Annotated in this window: 22 protein-coding genes; 12 read left to right on the top strand and 10 right to left on the bottom strand. The window is 64.0% G+C overall.

Annotated elements, in window-relative coordinates:
* Window positions 1-15: 15 nt before the first annotated feature.
* On the bottom strand, window positions 16-1,440 hold the full coding sequence (locus tag QXZ85_RS20850) for a DEAD/DEAH box helicase (RefSeq protein WP_315703761.1): 1,425 nt from the start codon (window positions 1,438-1,440) through the stop codon (window positions 16-18).
* 531 nt (window positions 1,441-1,971) lie between these two features.
* Here QXZ85_RS20850 and QXZ85_RS20845 point away from each other — a divergent pair.
* Window positions 1,972-3,468 carry a caspase family protein gene (locus QXZ85_RS20845; RefSeq protein ID WP_316174776.1) on the top strand — a complete coding sequence of 499 codons (1,497 nt, stop codon included), beginning with the start codon at window positions 1,972-1,974 and terminating at the stop codon, window positions 3,466-3,468.
* Between the two features lie 21 nt (window positions 3,469-3,489).
* Here the strand turns inward: QXZ85_RS20845 and QXZ85_RS20840 are convergent, their stop codons facing one another.
* The 4 genes from QXZ85_RS20840 to parE form a co-directional block, all read right to left on the bottom strand.
* On the bottom strand, window positions 3,490-4,257 hold the full coding sequence (locus QXZ85_RS20840) for a glucose 1-dehydrogenase (protein WP_316174774.1): 768 nt from the start codon (window positions 4,255-4,257) through the stop codon (window positions 3,490-3,492).
* A 17-nt stretch (window positions 4,258-4,274) separates the two neighbouring features.
* Window positions 4,275-4,460, bottom strand: a complete 186-nt coding sequence (locus QXZ85_RS20835; protein WP_315703764.1) for a hypothetical protein — start codon at window positions 4,458-4,460, stop codon at window positions 4,275-4,277.
* 184 nt (window positions 4,461-4,644) lie between these two features.
* Window positions 4,645-5,424 carry an outer membrane protein gene (locus tag QXZ85_RS20830; protein ID WP_316174772.1) on the bottom strand — a complete coding sequence of 260 codons (780 nt, stop codon included), beginning with the start codon at window positions 5,422-5,424 and terminating at the stop codon, window positions 4,645-4,647.
* Between the two features lie 239 nt (window positions 5,425-5,663).
* Window positions 5,664-7,739, bottom strand: coding sequence for a DNA topoisomerase IV subunit B (gene parE / locus QXZ85_RS20825; RefSeq protein WP_315703766.1), 2,076 nt, complete (start codon window positions 7,737-7,739; stop codon window positions 5,664-5,666).
* A gap of 257 nt (window positions 7,740-7,996) precedes the next feature.
* Here parE and QXZ85_RS20820 point away from each other — a divergent pair, with 257 nt between their 5' ends.
* From QXZ85_RS20820 to QXZ85_RS20805, 4 genes are all read left to right on the top strand, one after another.
* Window positions 7,997-8,527: a DedA family protein gene (locus QXZ85_RS20820; RefSeq protein ID WP_315703767.1), complete on the top strand. Its 531-nt coding sequence runs from the start codon at window positions 7,997-7,999 to the stop codon at window positions 8,525-8,527.
* Window positions 8,528-8,782: 255 nt separating this feature from the next.
* Window positions 8,783-9,451, top strand: coding sequence for an FMN-binding negative transcriptional regulator (locus tag QXZ85_RS20815; RefSeq protein WP_316174770.1), 669 nt, complete (start codon window positions 8,783-8,785; stop codon window positions 9,449-9,451).
* Window positions 9,448-10,437 (top strand): N-acetyl-gamma-glutamyl-phosphate reductase, encoded by a 990-nt coding sequence (gene argC / locus QXZ85_RS20810; protein WP_315742021.1) that lies wholly within the window; start codon window positions 9,448-9,450, stop codon window positions 10,435-10,437. The genes QXZ85_RS20815 and argC overlap by 4 nt, the downstream gene beginning before the upstream one ends.
* Window positions 10,438-10,547: 110 nt before the next feature.
* Complete coding sequence (locus QXZ85_RS20805) at window positions 10,548-11,786, top strand: threonine ammonia-lyase (protein ID WP_316174767.1); 1,239 nt, start codon at window positions 10,548-10,550, stop codon at window positions 11,784-11,786.
* A gap of 15 nt (window positions 11,787-11,801) precedes the next feature.
* Here the strand turns inward: QXZ85_RS20805 and QXZ85_RS20800 are convergent, their stop codons facing one another.
* A complete protein-coding gene (locus QXZ85_RS20800) occupies window positions 11,802-12,200 on the bottom strand; it encodes an MAPEG family protein (RefSeq protein WP_315703771.1) in 399 nt (132 codons plus the stop codon).
* A gap of 73 nt (window positions 12,201-12,273) precedes the next feature.
* Window positions 12,274-14,079, bottom strand: a complete 1,806-nt coding sequence (locus tag QXZ85_RS20795) for a class I poly(R)-hydroxyalkanoic acid synthase (protein WP_315742022.1) — start codon at window positions 14,077-14,079, stop codon at window positions 12,274-12,276.
* A gap of 295 nt (window positions 14,080-14,374) precedes the next feature.
* Between QXZ85_RS20795 and QXZ85_RS20790 the strand changes: the two genes are divergently transcribed.
* From QXZ85_RS20790 to QXZ85_RS20770, 5 genes are all read left to right on the top strand, one after another.
* Window positions 14,375-14,635 (top strand): hypothetical protein, encoded by a 261-nt coding sequence (locus QXZ85_RS20790; RefSeq protein WP_315703773.1) that lies wholly within the window; start codon window positions 14,375-14,377, stop codon window positions 14,633-14,635.
* A 213-nt stretch (window positions 14,636-14,848) separates the two neighbouring features.
* Window positions 14,849-16,069 (top strand): LL-diaminopimelate aminotransferase, encoded by a 1,221-nt coding sequence (locus QXZ85_RS20785; protein WP_315703774.1) that lies wholly within the window; start codon window positions 14,849-14,851, stop codon window positions 16,067-16,069.
* Window positions 16,070-16,093: 24 nt separating this feature from the next.
* Window positions 16,094-17,410, top strand: a complete 1,317-nt coding sequence (locus QXZ85_RS20780) for a homoserine dehydrogenase (RefSeq protein ID WP_315703775.1) — start codon at window positions 16,094-16,096, stop codon at window positions 17,408-17,410.
* A 186-nt stretch (window positions 17,411-17,596) separates the two neighbouring features.
* Entirely contained in the window at window positions 17,597-18,598 is a 1,002-nt protein-coding gene (gene glpX, locus QXZ85_RS20775; RefSeq protein ID WP_315703776.1) for a class II fructose-bisphosphatase, read from the top strand.
* 15 nt (window positions 18,599-18,613) lie between these two features.
* Window positions 18,614-19,333 (top strand): haloacid dehalogenase type II, encoded by a 720-nt coding sequence (locus QXZ85_RS20770; protein ID WP_315806134.1) that lies wholly within the window; start codon window positions 18,614-18,616, stop codon window positions 19,331-19,333.
* 8 nt (window positions 19,334-19,341) lie between these two features.
* On the opposite strand, the gene QXZ85_RS20765 is transcribed toward QXZ85_RS20770, so the two are convergent.
* The gene (locus tag QXZ85_RS20765) at window positions 19,342-20,430 is read right to left on the bottom strand and encodes a methyl-accepting chemotaxis protein (protein WP_316174765.1); all 1,089 of its coding nucleotides are present in this window, start codon (window positions 20,428-20,430) and stop codon (window positions 19,342-19,344) included.
* 267 nt (window positions 20,431-20,697) lie between these two features.
* Between QXZ85_RS20765 and recJ the strand changes: the two genes are divergently transcribed.
* On the top strand, window positions 20,698-22,539 hold the full coding sequence (gene recJ / locus QXZ85_RS20760; protein ID WP_315767895.1) for a single-stranded-DNA-specific exonuclease RecJ: 1,842 nt from the start codon (window positions 20,698-20,700) through the stop codon (window positions 22,537-22,539).
* 813 nt (window positions 22,540-23,352) lie between these two features.
* Here the strand turns inward: recJ and QXZ85_RS20755 are convergent.
* Both QXZ85_RS20755 and QXZ85_RS20750 read right to left on the bottom strand, forming a co-directional pair.
* Complete coding sequence (locus tag QXZ85_RS20755) at window positions 23,353-24,660, bottom strand: hypothetical protein (RefSeq protein ID WP_315767893.1); 1,308 nt, start codon at window positions 24,658-24,660, stop codon at window positions 23,353-23,355.
* A gap of 121 nt (window positions 24,661-24,781) precedes the next feature.
* A complete protein-coding gene (locus QXZ85_RS20750) occupies window positions 24,782-25,447 on the bottom strand; it encodes an O-methyltransferase (protein WP_315764844.1) in 666 nt (221 codons plus the stop codon).
* A 93-nt stretch (window positions 25,448-25,540) separates the two neighbouring features.
* Between QXZ85_RS20750 and QXZ85_RS20745 the strand changes: the two genes are divergently transcribed.
* Window positions 25,541-26,170, top strand: a complete 630-nt coding sequence (locus tag QXZ85_RS20745; protein ID WP_315703782.1) for a TetR family transcriptional regulator — start codon at window positions 25,541-25,543, stop codon at window positions 26,168-26,170.
* The last annotated feature ends 62 nt before the right edge of the window (window positions 26,171-26,232 follow it).

Here is a 26,232-nt window from a genome sequence, read left to right as displayed (position 1 = left end):
TGGGACGCGCGCGGCTCAAACCACCGGCGCGCGCACCGGGCGCAGCAGAAAGGCAGGAAGGTGAGAATGATCTGCCGGCTCGTTCTCGACCTCGCGGCGCACGCGCCGCGGTTCGCTGCGCGGCTGGGAAGTTGCTGCGCGGGGTTGGGGAGCGTGCGAAGGCCGGTCGTCTTTATGTGCGTGCTTCGGTGTCTCGCGCTCCCGCTGAGGCTTGCGGTCGTGGCGGTCGCGTGAAGGCTTGCGCTCGCGCCGAGCGCCGTCGCGCGGGCGATGCTCACGCGTGTCTTCGTGATTCGACGAAGCCTCCTGAACGGTGTAATCGCCTTCAGCGCGGGGGATTCCTTGCCCGATCAGCTTTTCGATGGCCGCGACGGATTTCTGGTCGGGTGACGTCACGATCGAAATCGCAGTGCCTGAGCGTCCGGCGCGTCCCGTACGACCGATGCGATGGACATAATCATCGGGATGATGCGGCACGTCGAAATTGAAGACGTGGCTGACCTCGGGAATGTCGAGCCCGCGGGCCGCGACGTCCGAGGCGACGAGGAGCGGCAACTCGCCCTTGCGGAACTGATCGAGCGCGGCCATGCGTGCCGACTGATCCATGTCGCCATGCAGCGCGCCGACGCTGAACCCGTGCTTCTGAAGCGATTTGTAGACGATGGCCACGTCACGCTTGCGGTTGCAGAAGATGATCGCGTTCTTGAGGTCTTTCGCCTCGCGCAAGAGGCGCCGCAGCACCTCGCGCTTCTGATGCGCCTCGCGCCCCGAGGGCACTTGCGACTGGGTCACCGTGACGGCCGTCGTAGCAGGCTTGGAGACTTCGACCTTCTGCGGATTGTGCAGGAAGGCCTCGGTGACGCGCCGGATTTCCGGCGGCATGGTGGCAGTGAACAACAGCGTCTGCCGCGTGAAGGGGACCAGCTTGCAGATCCGCTCGATGTCCGGGATGAAGCCCATGTCGAGCATGCGATCGGCTTCGTCGATCACCAGCAGTTCGACGCCGGTGAGCAGCAATCCGCCCCGTTCGGTATGGTCGAGCAGGCGGCCGGGAGTTGCGATCAGGACGTCGACGCCACGCGTCAGCTTGGAGTCCTGGTCGCCGAAAGAGACGCCGCCGATCAGAAGCGCGACGTTGAGTTTTTGGCCGGCGCCGTAGCGATCGAAATTCTCTTTGACCTGTGCGGCGAGTTCGCGGGTCGGCTCCAGGATCAGGGTGCGGGGCATACGTGCCCTGGCGCGTCCCTTTTCCAGGATGGTCAGCATCGGAAGCACGAAAGCGGCCGTCTTGCCGGTGCCGGTCTGGGCAATGCCGAGAACATCGCGGCGGGCCAGGACGTGAGGGATGGCTTGTTCTTGAATGGGGGTCGGTGTGGTGTAACCGGTCGCCGCCACTGCGGCCAACACCTTGTCGGATAAACCGAGATTGGAAAAGGACATCGAGCCTCTGTTTGGCGGGGCCCCTAGCTGACGAGGCCTCTATTCGACGCCGCCGTTAGGAATCGAGGGGAACGGGCTGTGGTCGCGTTCAACCCCAAACGGCGTGCTTTGGATAAGCTGGGGGCTCTCTGACTTACGCTGACCCCGCGGTTGCTCATATAGGAATCGGATCGATCCTGAGCCGCGTTACACGGGAAGATAGGGTCAAATTGCCCAAAGTCAATGGAGGAGAAGCGCGAAGTATCGAAAAAGCCTAATGTTTTTGCATTATTTGCAGGCATCCTGTCGCAAACTTGTTGCACTTCGTCGCCGCCCCGATCGACCTTGAGCGGCATATCGGCTTATGCCCTGGGGTAAGATTCGCCTGCAGTGGCCGGATACCCTGCTCGGGTCGGAGGGGGGCGCAAGACGGCCGCACCGGGCCCACCCGAAGCAGGTGCTCGGGCTTGAACCAGTGACGATCGATGGCCGACTATGGCGAAGCGGATCGCATTGGGCCGATCGGTGCAGCTCAAGTGGGACAGGGGATCGATGCGGACATTGTTGAGGGGCCTTCTGGTCTGCAGTCTTGCCGCGACCGTTCTGGTTCTCGCGCTGCCGGCGCATGCGGAGAAGCGCATCGCGCTGGTGATCGGTAACAACGACTACCGATTCGTCCCGAAGCTGCAGAAGGCGGTCAATGACGCTCGCACGATGGGCGACACGCTGAAGCAGCTCGGCTTCGAGGTCATGGTCGCCGAGAATCTGAATCGTCAGCAATTCAGCCAGGCGCTGCTTGCCTTCGATAGTGCCGTCGCGCCCGGCGACACTGCGTTCTTCTTCTATGCCGGCCACGGCTTCGAAATTGCCGGCCAGAATTTTCTGCTGCCGACCGACGTGCCGGCTGCGACCGAAGGGCAGGAGGAATTGGTTCGCGATGCCTCGATTCTGGCGGACCGTGTGATCGAGCGGCTGCAGAACAAGAAGGTGCGGACCTCTATTCTGGTGTTTGACGCCTGTCGCAACAACCCGTTCGAACGGCCAGGGACACGCGCCATCGCGGGCGGTGGCGGATTGGCACCGATGACGCAACTGCCTGAAGGCGTGTTCTCGGTCTTTTCTGCGGGGCCGCGGCAAACCGCATTGGATCGGTTGTCGAATGAGGATGCCAATCCGAATTCAGTGTTCACGCGCGCCTTCGCCAAGGAGCTGACCCAGCCCGGCATCAACCTGGTGCAGGTCGCGCAGCGTACGCGCCGCGTGGTCAGCGAGATGGCGGAGGCCGTGCACCACAAGCAGGTCCCGGTCTATTTCGACCAGATGGTCGACGATGTCTTCCTCAACGGCCTTGCCGCGGGCACAGCACAGGACAAACCTGCCGATCCGCCGCAGAAGCTAGCCGCGCTGCCGCCGGTCTCGGCGCCGCACCTGCCGCCGGCCAATGAGAGCGTCAATGCGCCGATCGCGATGTTCTCGCGCCACAATGGCGGCTGGACCATCACATTCTCGATCGCCGATCCGACGCTCGGCATCTCCTGGCGGATGGGAGACGCCGGCGACTTTCGTGAGACCGGATTCATGGATGTGCTCGATCCGCGCACCCGCAAGCGCATGCCCAACCCGTCGATCGAACTGCCCGCTGACGCGCCGGCCGGGACGATCCAGGTGCGCTATGTCGATGCGGGCGGCGAGATGCAGGGCCCGTTTCCGATCAGGTTCGAGCCGGAAGCTGCGCTGATCCGCGACCAGCGCAAGATCCTCGACATGACTGCGACGAGCTGGTTGTCATTTCGCGAGTTCAACGGATTGCTCGTCTACTACACGCATCTGATGTCGTATCGCTGCGCGATCCGCCAGGTGCGGATCGGCATCGATACGGCCGTGCCTGACAAGGTCCTGAACCTGCCGGCCTGCGACATGAAGGACCCGATCGCGATTCCTTCCAATGCAACGCCGTATCTGAAGCTGCCGCCCGCGACGCAGTTCGTGTCGGTCGAACTGATCTATCGCGACGGCAGCGTGTCGGAGATCAAGAGCTTCCGGCGCTGAACATCGCTTATTGCTTATTGCTTACGCCGACACCGAATATCCGCCGTCGACGGGAATGGCCGTGCCCGTCAAGAAGTCGGATGCTGCTGAGCTCAAGAAAACCGCGATGCCGGCAAAGTCGCCGATCTCGCCCCAGCGCGCCGCGGGCGTCCGCGCCAGCACCCGTTCATGCAGCCCATCGACCTGCTGGCGCGCGGTGCGGGTCAGGTTGGTATCGATCCAACCGGGCAGGATCGCATTGACCTGGATGTTGTCGACGGCCCAGGCGCACGCGCAGGCGCGGGTGAATTGCACGATGCCGCCCTTGCTGGCGGCATAGGCCGGGGCGAAGCTCGCGCCGAAGATCGACATCATCGAGCCGATATTGATGATCTTGCCGCCGCCTGCAGCCTTGAGCGCAGGGTAGGCGGCCTTCGAGCACAGGAACGCGCTGGTGAGGTTGGTCTCGATGACCTCGCTCCATTCATCGAGCTCGAGCGCCTGTGGCGGCTTGCGGATATTGATGCCGGCGTTGTTGATGAGAATATCGATGCGTCCGAACGCGTCGCCAACGCGCGCGATCATTGCCGTCACCGCGTCCTTGTCGGTGACATCGGCCGTCACCGCGACAGCGCGGACGCCGCGCGCCATCATATCGGCTGCGACGGCATCGCTCTTGGCCTGATTGCGGCCTACGATCGCGATATCGGCGCCCGCATCGGCCAGCCCTCGCGCCATGCCGAGACCGATGCCGCCGTTGCCGCCGGTGACGATCGCGACCTTGCCGCGGAGATCGAATGGTGAAGTCATGGCGCGTGTCCCTTTTGTCAGCAGCTACCTTGCCAGATCAGGACCAGGCCAAGCGCAGCAGTGCCCGCACCATATCCGGCCCATTGGATTTGATTGATCATGAAGCTCGAGCTTGGCCAGGCGACAACGCCCGTGCCCTGGCCGATCCAGAGCAGGCCGACGCCGAGCAGCAACAGGCCAGCGATGAGAAGAAATCTGCGCATCCCGCCTCCCTCCCGGCCGACGCCGCCATATGTGCGACCGCCGCATCTTGTTGGCGCGATCTGCTACGCGCGGTACGGGACCGTAGCGGCCGGGTGCGATGATGGCCAGCGTGGCGGGCACGCCGCGGACAAACAAAAAGCCCCGGCAGAGCCGGGGCTTTTCTCATCCGATCCTTTGGATCGATTAGTACTTCGCGACCACCGGGCCGGTCCAGTTGAACCGGTAGACGAGCGAGGTGCTGATGGTCTGCACCCACGGCTTGAAGCTGACCGAGTCGGTGGTCAGGGCGTTGGTACCGTCGAGACGAATAGCGATGTCCTTCCGGTCGTAATAGGCGGCACGATATTCGGTCTTCATGAACCAGCCCGGCGCCGTGATGCCGAAGATGTTCAGGTTGTTTTCGACGCCGCCGCCGACGAACCAGCCGTTGCGATTGAACGAGTCGGTGTGGGAGCCTACGGGCGCGTTAGTGAAAATCGAGGTCAGGGTCGTGCCCGACCAGTGCGATCCGGAGTAACCGGCGTTCACGTAGGACAGCACATTCGGAGCAACCAAGTAGCCAACGCGGACACCGGCAGCCCAGGAGTCCTGCAGCTTGATACGGCCAGTCAGGCTAAAGAGCTGGTCCTGGACGGTGCCACGCAGGCTGCCGAACTGGCCGTCGCCGAACAGGCCGACAACCCAGCTCGGGGCGACCTGCCAGTCGTAGCCGACACCGACGGTGCCGAACCAACCGTCACCGCCAACGCGCTGGTCGATCGTCACCGGGGCGCCCAGGAAATTGGTGTGCGAGTCGGCATCCCAGATGCCGCCGCCGGCGCCGCCGAAGATGTAGAAGCCGGTCCAGCTCGGAGCGGCCGGGGCGATCGGGGCCTTCACATAGGGGCGGGCGGCCAAATCGGCGGCCGAAGCGGCTCCCGTCATCGCCACCACTGCGGTCAAAGCCAGCAAAAGCTTTTTCATAATTCTAATCCCCAAGTCGACGTGCCGCCCGTGGCAGACAATCTGTCGGCGATTCCCTCGCCTGATGTGCCCGAACTATAGCCGATTGGTGCCCAAAAGCTGTTGCCTGACGGGCACACCGTCCGGAAAACAACGGGGCGGCTTGCTCGTCGAATGTGCAAATTATTGAATCAACTGCCAGAAAACGGCTGTGGCGAGTTGCGTGGAACTTGCAATTGTGGCTCGAAGGCGTTTTGAGGTCAGACGTCGAGGAGTTCGTCGCTGGCAAATTCCGCCTTTTCCGAAATGAAGGCGAAGCGTGCCTCGGCCTTGGTCCCCATCAGTCGCTCCACCGAATCGGCCGTGCCTTCCCGATCGTCGGCCAACAGGACGACACGGAGCAGGGTCCGCTTGGCGGGGTCCATGGTGGTTTCCTTGAGCTGCGCCGGCATCATTTCGCCGAGGCCTTTGAAGCGGCCGATCTCGACCTTGGCGTTGGCGTTGAACTCGCGTTTCAAGAGCTCGTCCCGATGTGCGTCGTCGCGGGCGTAGAAGGTCTTGCTGCCGTGCGTCAGCCGGTACAGCGGCGGCACCGCGAGATAGAGATGCCCTTCGTCGATCAGTCCCCGCATCTGCCGGTAGAAGAAGGTGATCAGGAGCGAGGCGATATGGGCGCCGTCGACGTCGGCGTCGGTCATGATGATGATGCGCTGATAACGGAGGTCCTCCTCGCGATAGGCGGTGCCGGTGCCGGCGCCGATCGCGAGGACGAGATCGGACAGCTGGGCATTTGCGGTCAGCTTGTCTTTGCCTGCCGAGGCGACATTGAGAATCTTGCCGCGTAGCGGCAGGACCGCCTGCGTCTTGCGATCACGCGCCTGCTTGGCGCTACCGCCGGCCGAATCGCCCTCGACGATGAACAGCTCGGAGTTGGCAGTGCCGGCATCGGAGCAGTCGGACAGCTTGCCCGGCAGCCGCAACTTCTTGGTTGCGGTTTTGCGCTGTGTTTCCTTTTCCTGGCGGCGGCGGATGCGCTCTTCCGCCCGCTCGATCACGAAATCGAGCAGCCGGTTGGCCTGCAGCGGATTGCCGGACAGCCAATGGTCGAACGGGTCCTTCACGGCCTGCTCGACGATGCGCTGCGCCTCGGCGGTTGCCAGGCGATCCTTGGTTTGGCCCTGGAATTCCGGTTCGCGCACGAACACCGACAGCATGATGGCGGCGCCCGCCATGATGTCCTCGGAGGTGATCGAGGCGGCGCGCTTGCCTTGGCCGGCGCGCTCGGCGTGGTCCTTCAGGCCACGCAGCAGGGCGCTGCGGATCCCCGATTCGTGGGTGCCGCCGTCGGGGGTCGGAATGGTGTTGCAGTACGAGGACAGGAAACCGTCAGCATCCGCGGTCCAGGCCACCGCCCATTCGCAGCCGCCATGGCCGCCGGTGCGGCCGGATTTGCCGGCGAAGATGTCGGGGTGGACCAGCGTGTCGGCATGGATCGCGGCGGCCAGATAATCCTTCAGGCCGCCCGGGAAGTGGAAGGTCGCCTCCGCCGGTACATCCTCGAGGCCCTTGAGCAGCGACGGATCGCATTTCCAGCGGATCTCGACGCCACCGAACAGGTAGGCCTTGGAGCGGGCCATCTTGAACAGGCGCTGCGGCTTGAACGCTGCCTTGGCGCCGAAGATGGTCGGGTCGGGCTGAAAGCGGACCTTGGTGCCACGGCGGTTCGCCACCTTGCCGAGTTCTTCCAGCTTGCCCTTGGGGTGACCGCGCTCGAACACCATCCGGTAGAGCTTCTGGTTGCGGGCGACCTCGACCTCGAGCCGGGTCGACAGCGCGTTCACCACGGAGATGCCGACGCCGTGCAGGCCGCCGGAGGTCTCGTAGACCTTCGAGTCGAACTTTCCGCCCGCGTGCAGGGTGCACATGATGATCTCGAGCGCGGACTTCTTCGGGAATTTCGGGTGCGGATCGACCGGGATGCCGCGACCGTTGTCGGTCACGGTCAGGAATCCGTCGGTATCCAGTTCCACCTCGATGAACGTGGCATGGCCCGCCAGCGCCTCGTCCATCGAGTTGTCGATGACCTCGGCGAACAGGTGGTGCAACGCCTTCTCGTCGGTGCCGCCGATATACATGCCGGGGCGCCGCCGGACCGGCTCCAGCCCCTCGAGAACCTCGATGTCACGGGCGGTATATTCGCCCTCCGCGCTCGACGCGCGGGCAGGTGCCTTGGAAGCTGCCTTGGCCGGAGCCTTGCCCTTGGCTTGCTGCGCCGCAAACATGTCGTCGGCGGGTTTGGCTTTCTGTTTTGCAGCGGATTTCAATGGCTTACCCATGGAATCTGACAATCTTGGTGCGCGAAGCGGAACGAATCGCTGGGCCTGACTATGCCATGGACGGGCGTAAAACAATGACCGGACAGAGGTTCCGGGCTGCTACGGACCCCAAAATCGCCCCTGGAACTCGTTTCACGCGCCGGGAAGGTGTTTGTGACTTGAAGTCCTGAAGGCTGCCGGCGTACCAGTCGCGCCGATGGGAACCGTAATAGCCTTCAATGGCTTAGGTTACGGAGCGCGGGAAAGGCAAATCGGAGATGGAAGACGTTGGGCGCGCGGTCGCCGACTTCGTGCGCGACCACCAGGCCTGGGCCGCTCCGATCGTGCTGCTGCTCGCTTTCGGTGAATCGCTGGCCTTCATCTCGCTGCTGATCCCCGCCTGGGGCGCACTGGTCGCGATCGGAGCGCTGATCGGGGTGACCGGAATCAGCTTTTGGCCGGTCTGGCTCGCCGGCGGCCTTGGCGCCGCCCTCGGTGATTGGGTCTCCTATTGGTTCGGCTATCGATACAAGGACCATGTCGCGCAGATTTGGCCGCTGACCCGTTATCCTAATATCCTCCTCCGCGGTGAGGCCTTCGTCCGCGCCTGGGGTGTGCCGAGCATCTTCATCGGCCGCTTCTTCGGGCCGTTGCGTGCTTCGGTGCCGCTGGCAGCCGGCATTTTCGAAATGCCGTACCTGCAGTTTCAGATCGCCAATTTCCTCTCCGCCCTGGTCTGGTCCGCGGTGCTGCTGCTGTTCGGCGACGGCATCGGACGCGTCGTCGAATGGCTCTGGCGGTCGGCTTGAGCGCGTTCAAAATAATAATGGCCGACGTTTTAGCGAGCTGCGCTCGGTCGCTTGACGGCGGAACCGGGCGGTCTTATAGCCATGCGCCCATGATCAACGCCCGGACCATTATGTTCGCTCGTCGCCGTCGCGCATTCGCGGTACGGGCGGTCGGCTGAGTCTGGACCAAAGCCCTTGCCGCCGGATCTGATCCCGCGGCAATCTCCATGCAGCGTGATCTGATCAGGCGGCTCCTCGCCACGCAGGAGCCTTTCGATGTACACGCCACCGCCCTTCAAGCCTGATCGTGCCGCAAGCCTCGGCTTCGCGGATGCGCGCGGCTTCGGCACGGTCTGCGCGTGGGACGGCGACAAGCCGATCGCATCATCCCTGCCGTTCTATCTGAGCTCCACCGACGACGGTACGCCGCAGGCGTTCTTCCATGTCGCGCGCGGCAATCCGCTCGCGAAGTTCGCGGACAGTACAACGTCCTGGCTGCTCGCGGTGCTCGGTGCGGATGCCTATGTATCCGCCGACTGGTACGTCTCACCAGATCAAGTCCCGACCTGGCTGTACCAGGCCGTGCATCTGACAGGACCGGTTCGCTTGCTGTCGGAGACCGAACTCGCTGTGCAGGTGGATGCCCTGAGCGCAAAGTTCGAACAGCAGTTGTTGCCGAAGACGCCGTGGACGTCCGACAAGATGACGGCAGGACGGCTCGAGGCGATGAAGAAGGCGATTGTTGGCCTGATGATGACGGTCGAGCAGGTGGAAGGCAGCTTCAAGCTCAATCAGCACAAGTCCGAAGCTGACTACGCGGCGGTCGCGGCCAGGCTCGGCGAACAGCCCGACATCGGTTCGCAACGCATCTGCACTCTCATGCGACAGGCGCGGCCCCAGGCCTTCGCCGGTGAAACTCTGACGTCGACAAGGAGCGTGTCATGACCGTGATCGAGACCAAGCAGCCAAAAGGCCAAGCGGCCGGTGCCGCCGTGCGCTCCGTCTTCGTCGACGGCGGGTCGGGGACGACAGGCCTCGGCATCGCCGAGCGGCTGAGCCGGCAGAGCGACATCGCGGTGAAGACCATCGCCGAGGACAAGCGAAAGGATCCGGGCGCCAAACGGGCGCTGATGGAGGAGGTCGATCTTGTCATCCTCTGCCTGCCCGATGACGCCGCCAAGGAAACGGCGGCGTTGATCGACAGCATGGGCAACGCTGCACCCAAGGTGATCGACGCCTCGACCGCGTTCCGCGTCGCGCCCGATTGGACCTATGGCTTCCCCGAGCTCGCCACCGACCAGGCGGACAAGATCCGTAGCGCGCGGAAAGTCTCCAATCCCGGCTGCTATCCCACCGGCGGAATCGCGCTGCTGCGGCCGCTGGTCGATGCCGGCCTGCTGCCGGCGGACTATCCGGTGACTGTGAATGCGGTCAGCGGCTATTCGGGCGGCGGCAAGTCGATGATCGCGTCCTTCGAGAACGGCACCGCGCCGGCCTTCGAACTGTACGGTCTGGGCTTCGAGCACAAGCACCTGCCGGAGCTGCAGCTTTATTCGAAGCTGACGCGGCGGCCGATCTTCGTGCCGTCGGTCGGCAACTACCGGCAGGGCATGCTGGTCTCGGTGCCGCTGCAACTGGACACGCTGCCGGGCAAGCCTGGCGGAGCCGACCTGCAGGCAGCGCTCGCCAAGCATTACGCCGGAAGCAAATACGTCTCTGTCGTGCCGCTCGACAACGAAGCCGCGAAGAGCGGTCGGATCGAGCCGGAAGCGCTGAACGAGACCAACCAGCTCGAGCTCTATGTGTTTGGCAGCGACAAGCACCACCAGGCGGTCCTGGTGGCCCGCCTCGACAATCTCGGCAAGGGTGCTTCGGGCGCAGCGGTCCAGAACCTGCGGCTGATGCTCGGGCTTCCCGATCTCGCGAGCTGAGACTACAAAACGGCTTCGCTCAGCGGCGAGCGCCGCTGAGCGTTCGATCGCGGACGAGCCGGTTCTGCCGGCAAGCGCGATGCATCACCAATCAACGATACGAGCGACCGATGGGCGGACATGACACCGTATTCGATATCAGCCGCCTGCCGGTCCAGCCGTCAGACATCAGGGCCGCCGCCGCGGCCATCCAAGGCGCGGTGCTGGCGACCGACTGCCACAAAAGCCGGACGCTCAGCGATATCTGCGGCTGCAACATCTGGCTGAAGTTCGAGAACCTGCAGTTCACCGCCTCATTCAAGGAACGCGGGGCGCTGAACCGCCTGCAGGCGCTCTCGGCCGAGCAGCGGCAGCGCGGTGTCATCGCGATGTCGGCGGGCAATCACGCCCAGGGCGTCGCCTACAATGCCAGGCGGCTCGGCATTCCGGCTGTGATCGTGATGCCGATCGGCACGCCGATGGTGAAGATCGAGAACACGCGCAGGCTTGGCGCCGAGGTCGTGGTCTCCGGCGCGACGCTGGAGGAGGCGGGAGCGTTCGCCCGCAGCCATGGCGAGGCAAGGGGGCTGACCCTGATCCATCCTTACGACGATCCGTTGATCATCGCCGGCCAGGGCACGGTTGCGCTCGAGATGCTCGAAGCGATCCCGGATCTCGATACGCTCGTGGTGCCGATCGGCGGTGGCGGCCTGATCTCCGGGATGGCGATCGCCGCGCGCGCGCAAAAACCGGGCTTGCGCATCATCGGCGTGCAGGCCGAACTGTATCCGTCGATGTACAATGCAGTCTATGGCAAGGATCTGCCGATGCGCGGCGACACCCTGGCTGAAGGTATCGCGGTCAAAGCGCCCGGCAGGATCACGACCGAGATCATCCGGCAGTTGGTCGACGACATCGTGCTCGTTACCGAGCCGCAGCTCGAGCGCGCAGTGGCGACGCTGATCTCGATCGAGAAGACGGTGGTGGAGGGGGCCGGCGCCGCAGGGCTTGCTGCGGTGCTTGCTTATCCCGAGCGATGTGCCGGCCGCAATGTCGGCCTGGTCCTCACCGGTGGCAACATCGACACGCGGTTGATCGCCTCGGTACTGACCCGCGAGCTCGCGCGCGAGGGCCGGCTGACCCAACTGTCGATCGACATCGTCGATCGACCCGGCCAACTTGCCGCGGTCTCGACCCTGCTCGCCGAGGCCGGCGCCAACATCATCGAAGTCTCGCACCAGCGCACCTTCTCGGATCTGCCGGCGAAGGCAACGCTGCTCGAGCTCGTCATCGAGACGCGTGACCAGGCGCATCTCGACGAGGTGATGGCAAAGCTGGTGGCGGCCAATTTCAAGGCACGTTGCACCTAACCGTCCGGCGCGGGCTTACACCCAGCCGAAGATTGCGAGTGCGAGCACGGCCTGGGCGAGGAAGCCGATCGTGAAGGCAATGGTCCGGAACACTGGCAGGCCCAGCGTGTAGACGATGACGTGGGCGACTCGCGTCCAAAAATAGACCGCACAGGCGATCACGGTCCATTTGGTCGAATAATCGATCGCGTTCAGGATCAGGACCAGGGGCGCGAAGATGACGAGGTTCTCGACCGCATTGTCATGGGCGAACATCAGCCGCGTCGCCCAAGGCGCATGCGGCTTGTCGTTGCGGGAGGGGTTGGCCATGGCTCCGCCGAGCCCGCGCACCTGGCATCGGTTCAGAATGTAGGGGATCCACAAGAGCCCGGTCAGAATCACCGTGAGCGTCAGCCAGAACAATTCGCGCGTCATCGATTTCCCCTCAACTGATATCGTCCCGTCCCGGCGGGACGCCGAGGGTTATATTTGATCGCCGCATAGCGCGCTATGCGCGGACGCGCACATAGGAGCCGGGCGCATCCTCGATCGGCGGGAAACCTTCGCTGCCGACACTGCGCGCCGGAACCTCTTCCGGATCGAGATTGGCGAGCCATTGGCGCCAGTCCGGCCACCAGGAACCCTTGTGCTCCTGCGCGCCCTTGATCCAATCCTTCAGGGAAATGTCGCGGATCGTATCGTTGGTCCAATACTGGTATTTGCCCGCCGCGGGCGGATTCACCACGCCGGCGATATGGCCGGAGCCGGACAGCACGTATTTCACCGGCCCGCCGAAGAATTGCGAGCCGTAGAGGACGGAATCGGCCGGAGCGATGTGGTCCTCGCGCGTCGCCAAATTGTAGACCGGCACCTTGACCATGGAGAGATCGAGCAGTGTGTTGTCCAGCACCATGGTTCCCGAGGTCAGCCGGTTCTCGAGATAGCAATTGCGCAAGTAGTAGGAATGGTTGGCGGCCGCCATCCGCGTCGCGTCGGAATTCCAGTGCAACAGATCGAAGGCCGCCGGCGACTGGCCCTTCAGGTAGTTGTTGACGACATACGACCAGATCAGGTCGTTCGAGCGCAGCATGTTGAAGGCCATCGCCATCTTGCTGCCCTCGAGCACGCCCGAGGCCTGCATGTCGCGCTCGAGCGCGGAGATCTGATTCTCGTCGACGAAAACCAGCAGATCGCCGGCATGGGTGAAATCCACCTGTGCGGCGAGGAAGGTCGCCGAGGTCACGCGCTGTCGCCGCTTCTCCGCAAGCCAGGCAAGCGTCGTCGCCAGCATGGTGCCGCCGACGCAATAGCCGAGGGTGTGCACCTTCATCTCGCCGGTGATCCGCTCGATGACGTCCATCGCCTTCAGCGGGCCTTCCTTCATGTAGTCTTCCCAGCCCTTGCTTCCGAGCTTCTTGTCGGGGTTGACCCAGGAGATCACGAAAACGGTGATGCCCTGATCGACGCACCATTTGATGAAGGATTTCTCGGAGCGAAGGTCGAGGATGTAGAACTTGTTGATCCAGGGCGGCACGATCAGGAGCGGCGTGCGCAGCACCCTCTCAGTGCTCGGCTCATACTGGATGAGCTGCATCAGGTCGTTCTCGAAAACCACCTTGCCGGGCGTGGTCGCCATATTGACGCCGACCTCGAGATTGGCCGGATCGGACTGGCGGATCTTCAGCATGCCCTTGCCGGCCTCGATGTCCTCGGCCAGCATCTGCATGCCGCGTACCAGATTTTCGCCGCTCGAGGACACCGTGTGGCGCAGCACCTCGGGGTTGGTGAAGACAAAGTTCGACGGCGCCAGCGCGTTGGTGATCTGGTTGACGTAGAATTCGGCCCGCTTGCGGGTCTGCGGATCGAGACCTTCCGCATTGTGCACGAGATCCTGCGCCCATTGCGACGTCAGCAGATAGGCCTGCATCACGAAATCGAAGAACTGGTTCGACTTCCACTCGGGATCGGCAAACCGCTTGTCGCGCGGGGAGGGCGAGATGGCCGGAGGGGCGTCTTCGCCGGCGAGCCGTCGTGATGCAGAACCCCACAGATCGAGATAGCCCTTGGCGATCTTGGTCTGGATATCCGCGGCGCGCTCGCTGTCCGAAAGCCAGTAATCGGCCACCGCGGTGAATGCCTTCACGACCTCGGCGAGTTCGGTCGGCGGCCGGTCTTGGACCTCGCCGCTCTCGCGCGGCTTGAGGTAAGCCGCAAGCGCCTTGCCGCTGCTCTCCAGTGCCTTTGCGATGTTCCTCGCAAAGGCTTCGGAATCGAATGTCTTGATCGGCTGGGTCTCGGTGGGCACGTCGCTCATGGCGCAACAACACTACCGTGTCGTGCGCGGTTCGTCACCGCGCGAGATCAACAATCCGCGAGTTTGCGGTTAATTCCAACGCACCCTGTTGCGTTGCCGCAAAGCATCTTGCTTCCGACATATTGGGCTTCTACCCGCGAAAATTGCTGTTCAGGTTGTAAATGTTTCCGGTGACATTTGGTTGTGCTGCGGCAAAAATATGCCGCGCTGCGGAGCGGCATAGAGCGGGGATCGTGAACGTGGAGGATGAACGCGGGTGAGATCGGTGGAGCGTTACGGCAGGCGGAGATCTGGGTTGCTGGCCGTCACGCTGTTCGCCGGCGCGCTCGTCCTTTCCGGCTGTTCCACTCCCATCGCCGATATGCAACCATCGGCCAACTCTGCCGATCCGCAGAGTGGGCCAAGTGGGCCGGGCGCCTATCTTCCGGTCAACGAGCCGCCGCCGGTGCGGGATACTGCGATCATCTCCCCGGAAGAACGTGCCAAGATCGAAAAAGAGCTGGTGGCGGCGCGCGACCGTCAGGCCTCGGCAAGTGCCAAGGACGCAGGCAAGTAATCGCCCTGGCCGGGGCAGTAATCTTCTGGCGCGGCGCGGTGTCCGTGCTAAAAGGCTGGAATCAACCGTAAAGTTTTGAGGGTGAGGCGGGCTCGTCGGTCCGGAACCCGTGCTAAAATCGTGATCTGGCACGTGTTTCTGGCAGACAGGCCCGCAGGTAAATCCGCCTCGAAGGGAAGGCGAGTGCCCACCGGTTGCCGGAGCTAGAGACCCATGGAAGAGTTCTATCGTATCCGCCGTCTGCCGCCTTACGTGTTCGAACAGGTCAACCGGGCCAAGGCGGCCGCGCGGAACGCCGGAGCCGATATCATCGATCTCGGCATGGGCAATCCGGATCTGCCGACGCCGCCGCATGTGCTGGAGAAGCTCAAGGACACCCTCGGCAAGCCGCGCACCGATCGCTATTCGGCCTCCCGCGGTATCGGCGGCCTGCGTAAGGCGCAAGCGGCCTATTACGACCGCCGCTTCGGGGTGAAGCTCAATCCGGAGACCCAGGTCGTCGCTACGCTCGGCTCCAAGGAAGGGTTTGCCAATGTCGCCCAGGCGATCACCGCGCCGGGCGACGTCATCCTGTGTCCCAATCCGAGCTACCCGATCCATGCCTTCGGTTTCCTGATGGCGGGCGGCGTGATCCGCTCGGTGCCGTCGGAGCCGACGCCGCAATTCTTCGAGGCGGTCGAACGGGCGATCGTTCACTCGATCCCGAAGCCGCTGGCGATCGTGGTCTGCTATCCATCCAACCCGACGGCCTATGTCGCGAGCCTGGATTTCTATCGCGATCTCGTCGCCTTCGCGAAGAAGCATGAGATCTTCATCCTGTCCGATCTCGCTTACGCCGAGGTCTATTTCGACGACAAGAACCCGCCGCCATCGGTGCTGCAGGTGCCGGGCGCGATGGACGTCACCGTCGAGTTCACCTCGATGTCGAAAACCTATTCGATGGCCGGCTGGCGCATGGGTTTTGCGGTCGGCAACGAGCGGATCATTGCAGCGCTGGCCCGGGTCAAATCCTATCTCGACTATGGTGCATTCACTCCGATCCAGGTGGCGGCGACCGCCGCCCTGAACGGGCCTGACGACTGTATCCGCGAGATGCGCGAAACCTACCGCAAGCGCCGCGACACCTTGGTCGAGGCATTCGGTCGCGCCGGCTGGGAGATCCCGGCTCCGGAAGCTTCGATGTTCGCCTGGGCGCCGTTGCCCGAGGCCTTCAAAGGGTTGGGCAGCATGCAGTTTGCCACTTTGATGGTCGAGAAGTCCGGTGTTGCGGTATCGCCGGGGGTCGGCTTCGGCGAGTACGGCGAGGGCTTTGTCCGTATTGCGCTGGTGGAAAACGAGCAGCGAATCCGGCAAGCCGCTCGTGGCGTCCGTCGCTTCCTTGAAAGCGGCATTGAAACGTTGCACAACGTGGTTCCCCTCGCCAACCGGCGGTAATATTTCCGGCAGGTTCTTTTTGTGATGGTTGCACCCCTGAGAGTGGGTATCGCGGGCCTCGGCACCGTGGGTGCCGAGGTTGTCCGCCTGATCGCGCGCCAGGAGCGCGCGCTGGCCGAACGTACCGGCCGCGGCGTTCGCGTGGTCGCGGTGACCGCGCGTTCCAGGGCCAAGAACCGCGATATCGATCTGTCCGGAATCCGCTGGGTCGAGGACCCGGTGGCGCTCGCGGGTGATCCCGAGGTCGACTGCCTGGTCGAATTGATGGGCGGCGTCGGTGATCCCGCGCTGTCGGCGATCGAGACCGCGCTCAAATCGGGCAAGTCGGTGGTGACGGCCAACAAGGCGTTGATCGCCAAGCACGGTTTGCGCCTTGCGAGGACCGCGGAGGCGCATGGTGGCGCGTTGAATTTCGAGGCGGCCGTCGGCGCCGCGATTCCGGTGGTGAAGACCTTGCGCGAAGGACTCACCGGCACCGGAATCGATCGCGTCTATGGCATCCTCAACGGTACCTGCAATTACATCCTGACCCGCATGGAACAGGAGGGACTCTCCTTCGCAGAGTGCCTGAAGGATGCGCAGCGCCTCGGCTATGCCGAAGCCGATCCGTCCTTCGACGTCGATGGCCACGATACCGCGCAGAAACTCGCCATCCTCGCAAGCCTCGCTTTCGGGACCGAGGTTGCGGAGAACGCCATCTATGTCGAGGGCATCTCCTCGATCGCACCGGAGGATCTGCGTGCCGCAGCCGAACTCGGCTATCGGGTCAAGCTGCTCGGCGTCGCCATGCGCACCGCCAAGGGCATCGAGCAGCGCGTGCACCCGACCATGGTGCCGAAGTCGTCCTCGATCGCGCAGGTGATGGGTGTGACCAATGCGGTGACCATCGATGGCGAGGGGATTCCGCCGATCACCTTGGTCGGTCCCGGCGCGGGCGGCGCAGCCACTGCGTCTGCGGTCGTGGCCGATATTGCCGACGTCGCGCGCGGCGTAAGGGTCGCGCCCTTCGGGCGGCCGGTGGAGACGCTGCGCGCCACCGAGAAGGCACCGATGGAGCGCCACGAGGGCGGCTACTACATCCGCCTCATGGCACGCGACCACGTCGGTACGGCCGCCGCGATTGCAACCCGGTTGGCCGAGCAGAAGATATCGATCGAATCGATCGTGCAGCGCCATCCGGACGGCGGCGGACCGGCCTCGTCGGGTGAGGGCGCGCCGGTGCCGGTGATTCTGATCACCTACGCGACCCACGAGGATGCGGTGCATCGGGCGCTGCAGGCGGTACAGGACGACAAGGTGATCAGCGGCCGGCCGCAGGTCATCCGGATCGAGAAAAATTAGGGCATTCGCCGTGCCTAAACAAACACATGGCGTTTGCGGAAAGATCATGCTCAAACCGGGCGATCGAAGGGCGGGGCGGTGCGACGGGCGCCGATCGCGCAGCGGGTGCGGCGTCCGGGGGACGACGTTGAAGTGAAGAGTTTGCGGGCATTGGGTGCCCGCCGTGATGTCTTGAGGAGTTGACCGATGTCGACGCAGATTTCTGTCCCGCAGCAGTTGTTGCTTGAGCGCATTCTGACGCTGGAGATCGTGCGCGTGACCGAACGTGCCGCGGTGTCGGCGGCGCGTCTGCGCGGCCATGGCCAGGAAAAGCCGGCCGACCAGGCGGCGGTGGATGCGATGCGGCGCGAGCTCAACAAGCTGCCGATCGAGGGCACCGTCGTGATCGGCGAGGGCGAGCGCGACGAGGCGCCGATGCTCTATATCGGCGAGAAGGTCGGCTTGAACGCAGGGCCAAGGGTCGACATCGCGGTCGATCCGCTCGAAGGCACCACGCTGTGCGCCAAGAACATGCCGGGCGCGATCGCGACCATGGCGATGGCCGACGGCGGTACGCTGTTGCATGCGCCCGACGTCTACATGCAGAAGCTCGCGGTGGGCCCGGGCTATGCCAAAGGCGTAGTCGACCTCGATGCGACCCCGGCCGACAACGTCCGCCGGCTCGCTAAGGCCAAGGGCGTCGATCCCTCGCAGATCACCGTGCTGGTGCTGGATCGTCCGCGCCATGCCGACATTATTCAAGGCGTGCGCTCGACCGGCGCTGCCGTCCGCCTGATCACCGATGGCGACGTCGCCGGCGTGATCCACTGCGCAGATCCCGACAATACCGGCGTCGATATGTATCTTGGCACCGGTGGCGCGCCGGAAGGCGTGCTGGCAGCCGTCGCGCTGCGCTGCATCGGCGGCCAGATGCAATGCCGCCTGATCCTCGATACCGAAGAGAAGCGCGAGCGCGCGGCCAAGATGGGCGTCGGGGATCCCAAGATGATCTACGGCATCGAAGACATGGCCCGCGGCGACTGCCTGTTCGCGGCAACCGGCGTCACCACCGGCTCGCTGCTGTCGGGCGTCAAATTCCGCAAGGACGGAGTGATCGAAACCGAGACCGTGGTGATGCGCTCGGTGACCGGGACGGTGCGCTATATCAGGGCCGAGCACCGGCAGCTGGAAAAATTCCACCTCGACTAAGCCAGAGGCGCGGTGATGTCCGATCTCTCCGCCGTCAAGGCGCTGGTGTTCGACGTGTTCGGCACAGTCGTGGACTGGCGCACGAGCCTGATCGCCGATTTCACCAGATGGTCGGAGAGCCGCGGCATCAAGGGCGACTGGACGGCGCTGGTCGACGGTTGGCGTGGCCTCTATGTCGGCTCGATGGACGAGGTACGCAGGCATCCCGAACGTGGCTACGTCATCCTCGATGTCCTGCATCGCCGCTCGCTGGAGCAACTGGTCGCACAGCTCGGCATTGTCGGCTTGACCGACGCCGACCTCGACTATCTCACCAGGGGCTGGCACCGGCTGCACCCGTGGTCGGACAGCGTCGCCGGGCTGACGCGGCTGAAGCGCAAGTTCATCATCGCGCCGCTCTCGAACGGCAATGTCGCGCTGCTCACCAACATGGCGAAGTTCGCGGGGCTCCCCTGGGACCTCATCATGTCGGCCGAGTTGTTCGCCCACTACAAGCCGGATCCCGAGACCTATCTCGGTGCCGCGCGTCTGCTCGGTCTCGCGTCCGGCGAGGTGATGATGGTGGCCGCGCACAACAATGATCTCCAAGCCGCGCAGCGGTACGGCCTGAAGACGGCGTTCGTGGCACGGCCGACCGAATATGGCCCGCTGCAAAACCGCGACTTTGAGGCGACCGGCACCTGGGACATCGTCGCCAAGGATTTCGGCCAACTTGCCGACAGCCTGGGCTGCTGAGTCCGCCCTTAAGCACTGGATACGATCACGCCATACCAGCCGAGCCCCTGATAGGTTTCGTAACCGGGCGTGGCGTGAAACGCGATCAGCCGGTTCGAGGTGTCGTGATAGAAGCCGCTTGGCTTGCCATCGAGCTTGAGAGCGAGATGCTCGCTCAGAATGCCCTGGCCGTCGGACGCGGCGATGATGCGGAAATTCGAATCGACCAGCAGCACGCGCGCGTTGTCGTCGGCGCCGACCCGCACGCCCTGCACGATCGCACGCGCCTGCGCTTCCCAGTCGAAATGGATCGCGAGCACGCCGAGCGGCTTGCCATGGGCCTTGCCGTTCTCGCGTACGCTGGCGCAGTAGGTCGCGACCTGGGCGTTGCCGAGCAGCGGCTGGCATTCGATGTCTCCGGCGACGTAGTCGTCGCCTGAACGCAGGCCGCGTGCTTCGCGATACCATTTGGTGTCGGCGACACTCTGGCCGACCACCTTGAAGCGGTCGGCGCGGCCATTGGCGATGACCTTGCCGTCGAGATCGCACAGCCAGAGATCGAGATAGACGGTGTAGGCTGAGAGGATCACGGCGAGCCGCTCGGAGACGTGGGACATCGTCGCAGCGTTCGGGGTCGCGGCGCAGTCGACGACAGCGGAATCCGTTGCCCACCAGCGCACGTCACAGGTGCGCTCATAGAGATTACGATCGATCAGCTCGATCGCATTCAGCGACAGATCGACCATGCGCTCGCCACGGGCGCGGTCGGTCATCCGCTCGATCGAGCTTTTCAGGTTGCCGGTGCGGGTGGTGAGATGGCTCTCCAGCTCGCGTGCGATGGTCTCGACCTGCTGGCCGACCGCGCGCACCTCCTGTGCGACGACGGCAAAGCCCGCGCCTTGCGCGCCGACCCGCGAACTCTCGATCAGCGCGTTCAGCGCCAGCATCTTCATCTGGTTGGTGATCTGCTGGATCGACTTGGTCTTCTCGCAGGCGATCTGATTGACCTCGCCGGTCAGCCGCGCGATCAACGCGGCGATATCGGTTTCATCCTCGGTGTTTGCTGCTTGCGAAGGGGCGAGAGGGGACGATTTCTTGGAATCAAGCGCAATCAACATCGGCAAAAAGCCTCCACGTTGCAGCGCGCGTCTCATCCCGGCAAGGAGAGCGCGATGAAAGAAATTGAGCAATATTTGACGAAATTTGTCGCGGATTTCGCCTAACGGCCGCTTAATGCCACTCGCTGGAAGGGCGGCTGATTTGCCTGTAATTTGAGCAACCCCCATCTTTTGCCAGTTCCCACAGCGATCTCGGCCTGTGCGCCCCCCTGCGGTCTTGATGGTGTAGGTTCGGGGTAGACTTCCGAATCGAATCAATCGGACCTCATGCCCCTGTCCGCCACCGCAATGCCCATCGAAGCCCCGCCGGCGTTTCTCGGCGTGCGGCTGTCGTTGACCGGCAAGCTGTGGCGCAGCCGGCTCGACGCGCGCGGCGCGGCACGCGCGCTTGCCATCGTGCAGCGCTATCAGCTTCCCGAGATGCTGGCGCGGGTGCTGGCCGGCCGCGATGTCGAGATCGACCAGGTGTCTGATTTCCTCGATCCGACCATCCGCAAGCTGATGCCCGATCCGTTCACGGTCACGCAGATGGAAGCGGCGGCCAAACGGATCGCAGATGCCGTGATCAAGCGCGAGAAGATCGCGATCTTCGGCGACTACGATGTCGACGGCGCGACATCCGCGGCGCTGCTCGCCTGGCACCTGCGCCATTGCGGGCTTGATCCGCTGATCCACATTCCTGACCGGATTTTCGAAGGCTACGGCCCCAATGTCGAGGCTGTCAGGGCGCTCGCCGCCAAGGGGGCCACGCTGCTGGTGACGGTCGATTGCGGCACCACCAGCCTGGAGCCGCTGGCCGAGGCGCGGCGGCTCGGCATGTCCGTGGTCGTGATCGACCATCATCAATGCGGCGAAGATCTTCCGGAGGTCGATGCGCTGGTCAATCCGAACCGCCCCGACGATCTCTCCGGCCTCGGCTACCTCGCCGCTGTCGGCCTGACGCTCGTGACGCTGGTTGCGGTCAATCGCGAGCTGCGCGGGCGCGGCTTCTGGACGGCCGAGATGCCGGAGCCTGATCTCCTGGGCATGCTGCATCACGTCGCGCTCGGCACCGTCGCCGACGTCGCGCCGCTGGTTGCGCTCAACCGTGCGTTCGTGGCGAAGGGCCTGATCGCAATGCGCCGCCGCGACCATGTCGGCCATACCGCGCTGATGGACGTGGCGCGGCTGAACGGTCCGCCGGAGGCCTGGCATCTCGGCTTCATGCTGGGGCCGCGCATCAATGCCGGCGGCCGCATCGGCCGCGCCGATCTCGGCGTGCGACTGCTGCTCGAAGGCGACGTGTCGGAAGCGGCGCGCATCGCGGCCGAACTCGACCGGCTCAACAGCGAACGGCGCGTGATCGAGCAGATGGCGGAGGCGCAAGCCGAGGCCGAGGCGCTGGCCTCGCTCGGCCTCGAGGACAAGGGCAATGTGATCGTCACGGCGTCCGAAGGCTGGCATCCCGGCGTGGTTGGCCTCGTCGCTTCCAGGCTGAAAGAGAAGTTCGCGCGGCCGGCCTTCGCGATCGCGCTCGAGCCCGGCGGCATCGGCACCGGTTCGGGCCGCTCCATCCTCGGCGTCGATCTCGGCAAGGCGGTGCGGCAGGCAGTGGAGCAGGGTATCCTGATGAAGGGTGGTGGGCACGCGATGGCCGCCGGCATCACCCTGCGCAAGGAGAAGCTCGCGGAGTTCCGCGCCTTTCTCGAAAGCACGCTCGGGCCTGACGTGGCCGATGCGCGTCATGTCAATGAGATCCTGATCGACGGCGCGATCAGCGCCCGTGCGGCAACGCCTGAGCTGGTTGCGACGCTCAATCGCGCCGGGCCGTTCGGCAGCGGCAATCCCGAGCCGGTGGTGGCGCTGCCGGCGCATCAGCTGGTCTATGCCGATGAAGTCGGCCAGGCGCATCTGAGGCTGCGCTTCAAGGCCGGCGACGGCGCTACGGTGAACGGCATCGCCTTTCGTTCCGTCGGGCAGAAGCTCGGCAACGCCCTGACGCAGCATCGGGGGCAGGTGCTGCATGTTGCGGGAACGCTTGCGGTCGATCGCTACCAGGGTGTCGAGCGGGTGCAGCTGCGCGTGCTCGATGTCGCGGTGCCCGACCAGGGGCCGGCGGTGATCAGGTAGCAAGACCAACACTGATGTCGTCCCGGACAAGCCTGCCGACGCGCCGCGGGTTGGCATGCGCCGATCCGGGCTCCATACTCCGAGGCAGATGGTGCGACGATGCGATGCCGACCTTGCCTCATACGACGACCGCGGCGTATGGGTCCCGGCTCGGAGGCCGGGACGACAGCGGAGTGTTTGGCGACCGTTGCGTCTCTCATTGAATGGCGTGTCGTTGTGTTCTCGCGGCGCATCTGCGTCCGAGCTATCCATGATCGTGCCCCTCTTAAAATGAAGAGGGGGCAGGGAATGCCGGGTGAAGGCCTCACCCATGGCCCGCCTGCAGAAAAAAAGCAGGCGGCAGTCACCACAGGATCAGCCGAATCATCCGGCATTCCCTGCGCGATGGTCTTAACGGCTGCTTCGCGTTCTCCTCGGTGCGCCGGGCTTTTTGGCCACCTCCGCGCGAGGCAAAGCCTCGTCGCCTACGCGACAACGCGTTACACGCGCTGCGCGGTGATACCAGCGTCGGGGTATCAGGACCGCGCGACTTGACCGTACGCATCGGCCTGTTCGTCCGCATGAATGGTCATGCTGCAAGCCGATACGTCCACCACATCCCGCGCTCCACGTGTCGTGACGATCGCGATACGTCCCTCTCATGAGGGCGGGACGGCGCAATAAGAACATGATTTCCGAAAAAACGAAAGAGAAGAATTTTCGGCAGATGGCCTCGAGAGAGCGATGTGCCTGAAGCGGTTCGCGAAAAGACTGTTTGCGCGCATGTCCTTTCCGGTCGCAAATCGCTCCAGCGATCAGAGCAGTCGGGCAAGTTCATGCGACGTGAGTCGGCCGACGGGCAGGGCGCGTCGTGCCCTGAGGGGCGGACCACCAGTTCGCGATCGCGTCGGCGAGGTCGTCCCAAAGCGCGGTCGGAAGATCCGGAACGGCGACGCGGACGCTGTATCGATCGGTTGCGGCGCTGTGAAACCATTCCGTCGCGGCGAAATCGAAACCGAAGCTGCCGGCATGGCGGATCGGCAAGCCCGCCGCGGCCAAGTCATCGCTCATGGAGGCGGCGGCCCGCCGCGCTGTCGTCTCATCCAGCGGCTTCGTACTGCCGAGCGTGACATAAAGAGCGTGAGCGAAGCGAAGCTCCTCGGTCAAGCCTGGGAGCGCCGAGGCGAAATATCGGGCAGCGCGGCGGGTGTTGTGCAGGATGGCGGCCATCCGCCTGTTGGTGAGTTCGCGATAGGCGGATGTGCCGACATAGGGTGGGAAGTGCGCCGGCAGCGCCGCACCACCCAGGAGCCGAACAGCATTGCGCATTTCAGCACTCAGCTGCTCGAGCTTCGATGCGATCGGCAGGGAACCGTCACTTTTCCGATGAAGGAAAACGGCAGAGCCGAGACGGCCATATTCCGCTCCGAGCGAATCCAGTTTGGTATGGCTTCGCACCATCACGACCGGAATGTCCCACCGACGAGCCCAATTGAGGACACGCCGGATGCGCCCCGAGCCGGTGGAAAGACAGGTGCTGTCGAAGATCAGGAGCTCAAAGGCAGGACGCCTGCAACGAAGCGCTGCTTCGAACGAGGCTGCCGGGGCGCATGCATCGAGCAACATCAGGCGGGGAGATGATGTCGAAGCAATCGTCTCTTCCAGAGAGCGCTTCGCGGTCACCAGGTGCAGGTGGCGGGCATAGCCTTCAATCAGTTCGAGCGTCTCACCATAGGTGCCGGGCAGGACGATGAGGTCGGCCTGACTGATCACCTGGGCCGACGCCAACAGGAGCGCCGAGATCGCGGCCATCCCGGAGGCGGTGTAGAGTGTCTCGCACGTGCAGTCGGCGTCGAGGTCGTAAAACGAGGGCCCGTGCACGTCGAGATCGGCACGCTGGTAGTCGTAGTCGAAAGCGAACGGGCCGCTACGGGGCTGGCCCGGATGCGCCCAAGCCGTCTCCGTGATCGCCCAATGCGACAGCGCATGCTCCGCCTTGAGCCTGGCCGTAAGCTGGAACTCGTCCAGGATCACTTGATCCACGGAGCGCGGCTGCACCAGCGCCAAAGGGCTTCTCAGGCAGCCATTCAGGAGCCTGAGTTCTGCTCCTTTCCGGTTGAGGTACGCCTCGATCGTCTCCATGCCTGTCTTCGCTGGTGCGGGTCTCACACAACGTTTGAGAGCCGCATTGGGTCCATCCGTCAGACTGGCGCCAACTCACCGAATGAGATCGTTGGTGAGACTCTGGCGCCGCGCGCTGTGCTCATCCGATCCGCATCGACAGCTCGACGTCATCTCCGAACGGCACCGATGTGTAGCCGTTCGCCGGCGAACGCACGTAGGCGAGATAGTCGGGACTGTCATCGGCATTGTCGGCGACGATGAACGCGCCCGGTCTCAGGCGGTTCTCCAGCAAACGCAGAATGTCAGGATAGAGCGGCTTGGCGCCATCGAGCAGCACGAGATCGATCATCGCCGGGAGATCGACGCTCAGCGTCTTCAGCGCGTCGCCTTGACGGATCTCGACGAGATCGATCACGCCGCCGGCGGCAAGGTTGGCGCGCGCCCGTGCCACTTTGGACGGCTCGAACTCGGATGTGATCAGGCGGCCGCCGCCATTGTCGCGCAAGGCTGCGGCAAGGTGGAGGGTCGAGATGCCGAACGACATCCCGAACTCGATGATGTTGCGCGCGCGGCAGCCCCGCGCCAACATATAGAGCAGGGCGCCGGTCTCACGCGAAACCGGCAGCGGAACATCCTTCAACCGGGAATACAGATCGATGTAGTCGGTCCTGCTTTGCAGCAGCTGCGATACCTCGTCCTCGGAGAGATCGGCAAAGACGGGGCTCGCCTCCGGCCGATTTTGGGCGGCGTGTTCGAACAAGCTGTCCAACAGGGGCGCGAGCGGGGGTGATGTCAGGGTGGTCATGGAGGTCTCCACGGCAGGTGAGGGCGCTGTTGCGCGCGAGAAGAAATATGACTAATTCGTCGCGTTTCCTATTCGCATTCCCCGGAGGCGATCATGGCCGCTCGCCGAAGTGCTTCAGTTTCCTCGCGAAAACAGCCCAAACAGGCGCGATCGACCGAGCTCGTTACGGCCATTCTGGAAGCTGCTGTTCAGGTTTTGGCGAAGGAAGGTGCGCAGCGTTTCACCACCGCGCGTGTCGCGGAGAAGGCTGGCGTCAGCATCGGATCGCTCTATCAGTATTTCCCCAACAAGGCGGCGATCCTGTTCCGCCTGCAGAGCGACGAGTGGCGGCAGACGGGCGACCTGCTGCGCGAGATTCTCGAGGACGCGGAGCAACCGCCGCTGGAGCGGCTGCGCAGGCTCGTTCATGCCTTCATCCGTTCGGAGTGCGAAGAGGCCGCAATACGCGTCGCGCTCCACGATGCAGCGCCGCTTTACCGTGATGCGCCCGAGGCGCGGCAGCAACGGGCTTCGAGCGGCCGCACGATGCGGACCTTCATGCAGGAGGTCCTGCCCAGAGCTTCTGACCAGACGCGCAAATTGGCCGGCGAACTCATCAAGACCACGCTCAGCAAGGTCGGCGAGCACTTCTCACAAGCGCCGCGAAAGCCCGCAGAGATCGACGCCTATGCCGAAGCGATGGCCGACATGTTCTGCGCTTATCTTCGAAGCCTCGAGTCCTGAGAACGACGCGAGGAAAGGACGCAGGGCAAGCGCACGCCAACCTCCGGGGCAAGCTCGGCGTG

Origin of the sequence: Bradyrhizobium sp. SZCCHNGR1005 (assembly GCF_032489995.1) — a bacterium.
Lineage (GTDB): Bacteria > Pseudomonadota > Alphaproteobacteria > Rhizobiales > Xanthobacteraceae > Bradyrhizobium.
Note: the sequence above shows the minus strand (reverse complement) of the source record. Positions and strands in the feature narration are given on the sequence as shown.

What these genes read in the sequence shown, in the direction of transcription:
- QXZ85_RS20850 (WP_315703761.1), bottom strand. Translation starts at nt 1,440, where the DNA reads ATGTCCTTTTCCAATCTCGGTTTATCCGACAAGGTGTTGGCCGCAGTG.
- QXZ85_RS20845 (WP_316174776.1), top strand. Translation starts at nt 1,972, where the DNA reads ATGCGGACATTGTTGAGGGGCCTTCTGGTCTGCAGTCTTGCCGCGACC.
- QXZ85_RS20840 (WP_316174774.1), bottom strand. Translation starts at nt 4,257, where the DNA reads ATGACTTCACCATTCGATCTCCGCGGCAAGGTCGCGATCGTCACCGGC.
- QXZ85_RS20835 (WP_315703764.1), bottom strand. Translation starts at nt 4,460, where the DNA reads ATGCGCAGATTTCTTCTCATCGCTGGCCTGTTGCTGCTCGGCGTCGGC.
- QXZ85_RS20830 (WP_316174772.1), bottom strand. Translation starts at nt 5,424, where the DNA reads ATGAAAAAGCTTTTGCTGGCTTTGACCGCAGTGGTGGCGATGACGGGA.
- parE (WP_315703766.1), bottom strand. Translation starts at nt 7,739, where the DNA reads ATGGGTAAGCCATTGAAATCCGCTGCAAAACAGAAAGCCAAACCCGCC.
- QXZ85_RS20820 (WP_315703767.1), top strand. Translation starts at nt 7,997, where the DNA reads ATGGAAGACGTTGGGCGCGCGGTCGCCGACTTCGTGCGCGACCACCAG.
- QXZ85_RS20815 (WP_316174770.1), top strand. Translation starts at nt 8,783, where the DNA reads ATGTACACGCCACCGCCCTTCAAGCCTGATCGTGCCGCAAGCCTCGGC.
- argC (WP_315742021.1), top strand. Translation starts at nt 9,448, where the DNA reads ATGACCGTGATCGAGACCAAGCAGCCAAAAGGCCAAGCGGCCGGTGCC.
- QXZ85_RS20805 (WP_316174767.1), top strand. Translation starts at nt 10,548, where the DNA reads ATGGGCGGACATGACACCGTATTCGATATCAGCCGCCTGCCGGTCCAG.
- QXZ85_RS20800 (WP_315703771.1), bottom strand. Translation starts at nt 12,200, where the DNA reads ATGACGCGCGAATTGTTCTGGCTGACGCTCACGGTGATTCTGACCGGG.
- QXZ85_RS20795 (WP_315742022.1), bottom strand. Translation starts at nt 14,079, where the DNA reads ATGAGCGACGTGCCCACCGAGACCCAGCCGATCAAGACATTCGATTCC.
- QXZ85_RS20785 (WP_315703774.1), top strand. Translation starts at nt 14,849, where the DNA reads ATGGAAGAGTTCTATCGTATCCGCCGTCTGCCGCCTTACGTGTTCGAA.
- QXZ85_RS20780 (WP_315703775.1), top strand. Translation starts at nt 16,094, where the DNA reads ATGGTTGCACCCCTGAGAGTGGGTATCGCGGGCCTCGGCACCGTGGGT.
- glpX (WP_315703776.1), top strand. Translation starts at nt 17,597, where the DNA reads ATGTCGACGCAGATTTCTGTCCCGCAGCAGTTGTTGCTTGAGCGCATT.
- QXZ85_RS20770 (WP_315806134.1), top strand. Translation starts at nt 18,614, where the DNA reads ATGTCCGATCTCTCCGCCGTCAAGGCGCTGGTGTTCGACGTGTTCGGC.
- QXZ85_RS20765 (WP_316174765.1), bottom strand. Translation starts at nt 20,430, where the DNA reads ATGTTGATTGCGCTTGATTCCAAGAAATCGTCCCCTCTCGCCCCTTCG.
- recJ (WP_315767895.1), top strand. Translation starts at nt 20,698, where the DNA reads ATGCCCCTGTCCGCCACCGCAATGCCCATCGAAGCCCCGCCGGCGTTT.
- QXZ85_RS20755 (WP_315767893.1), bottom strand. Translation starts at nt 24,660, where the DNA reads ATGGAGACGATCGAGGCGTACCTCAACCGGAAAGGAGCAGAACTCAGG.
- QXZ85_RS20750 (WP_315764844.1), bottom strand. Translation starts at nt 25,447, where the DNA reads ATGACCACCCTGACATCACCCCCGCTCGCGCCCCTGTTGGACAGCTTG.
- QXZ85_RS20745 (WP_315703782.1), top strand. Translation starts at nt 25,541, where the DNA reads ATGGCCGCTCGCCGAAGTGCTTCAGTTTCCTCGCGAAAACAGCCCAAA.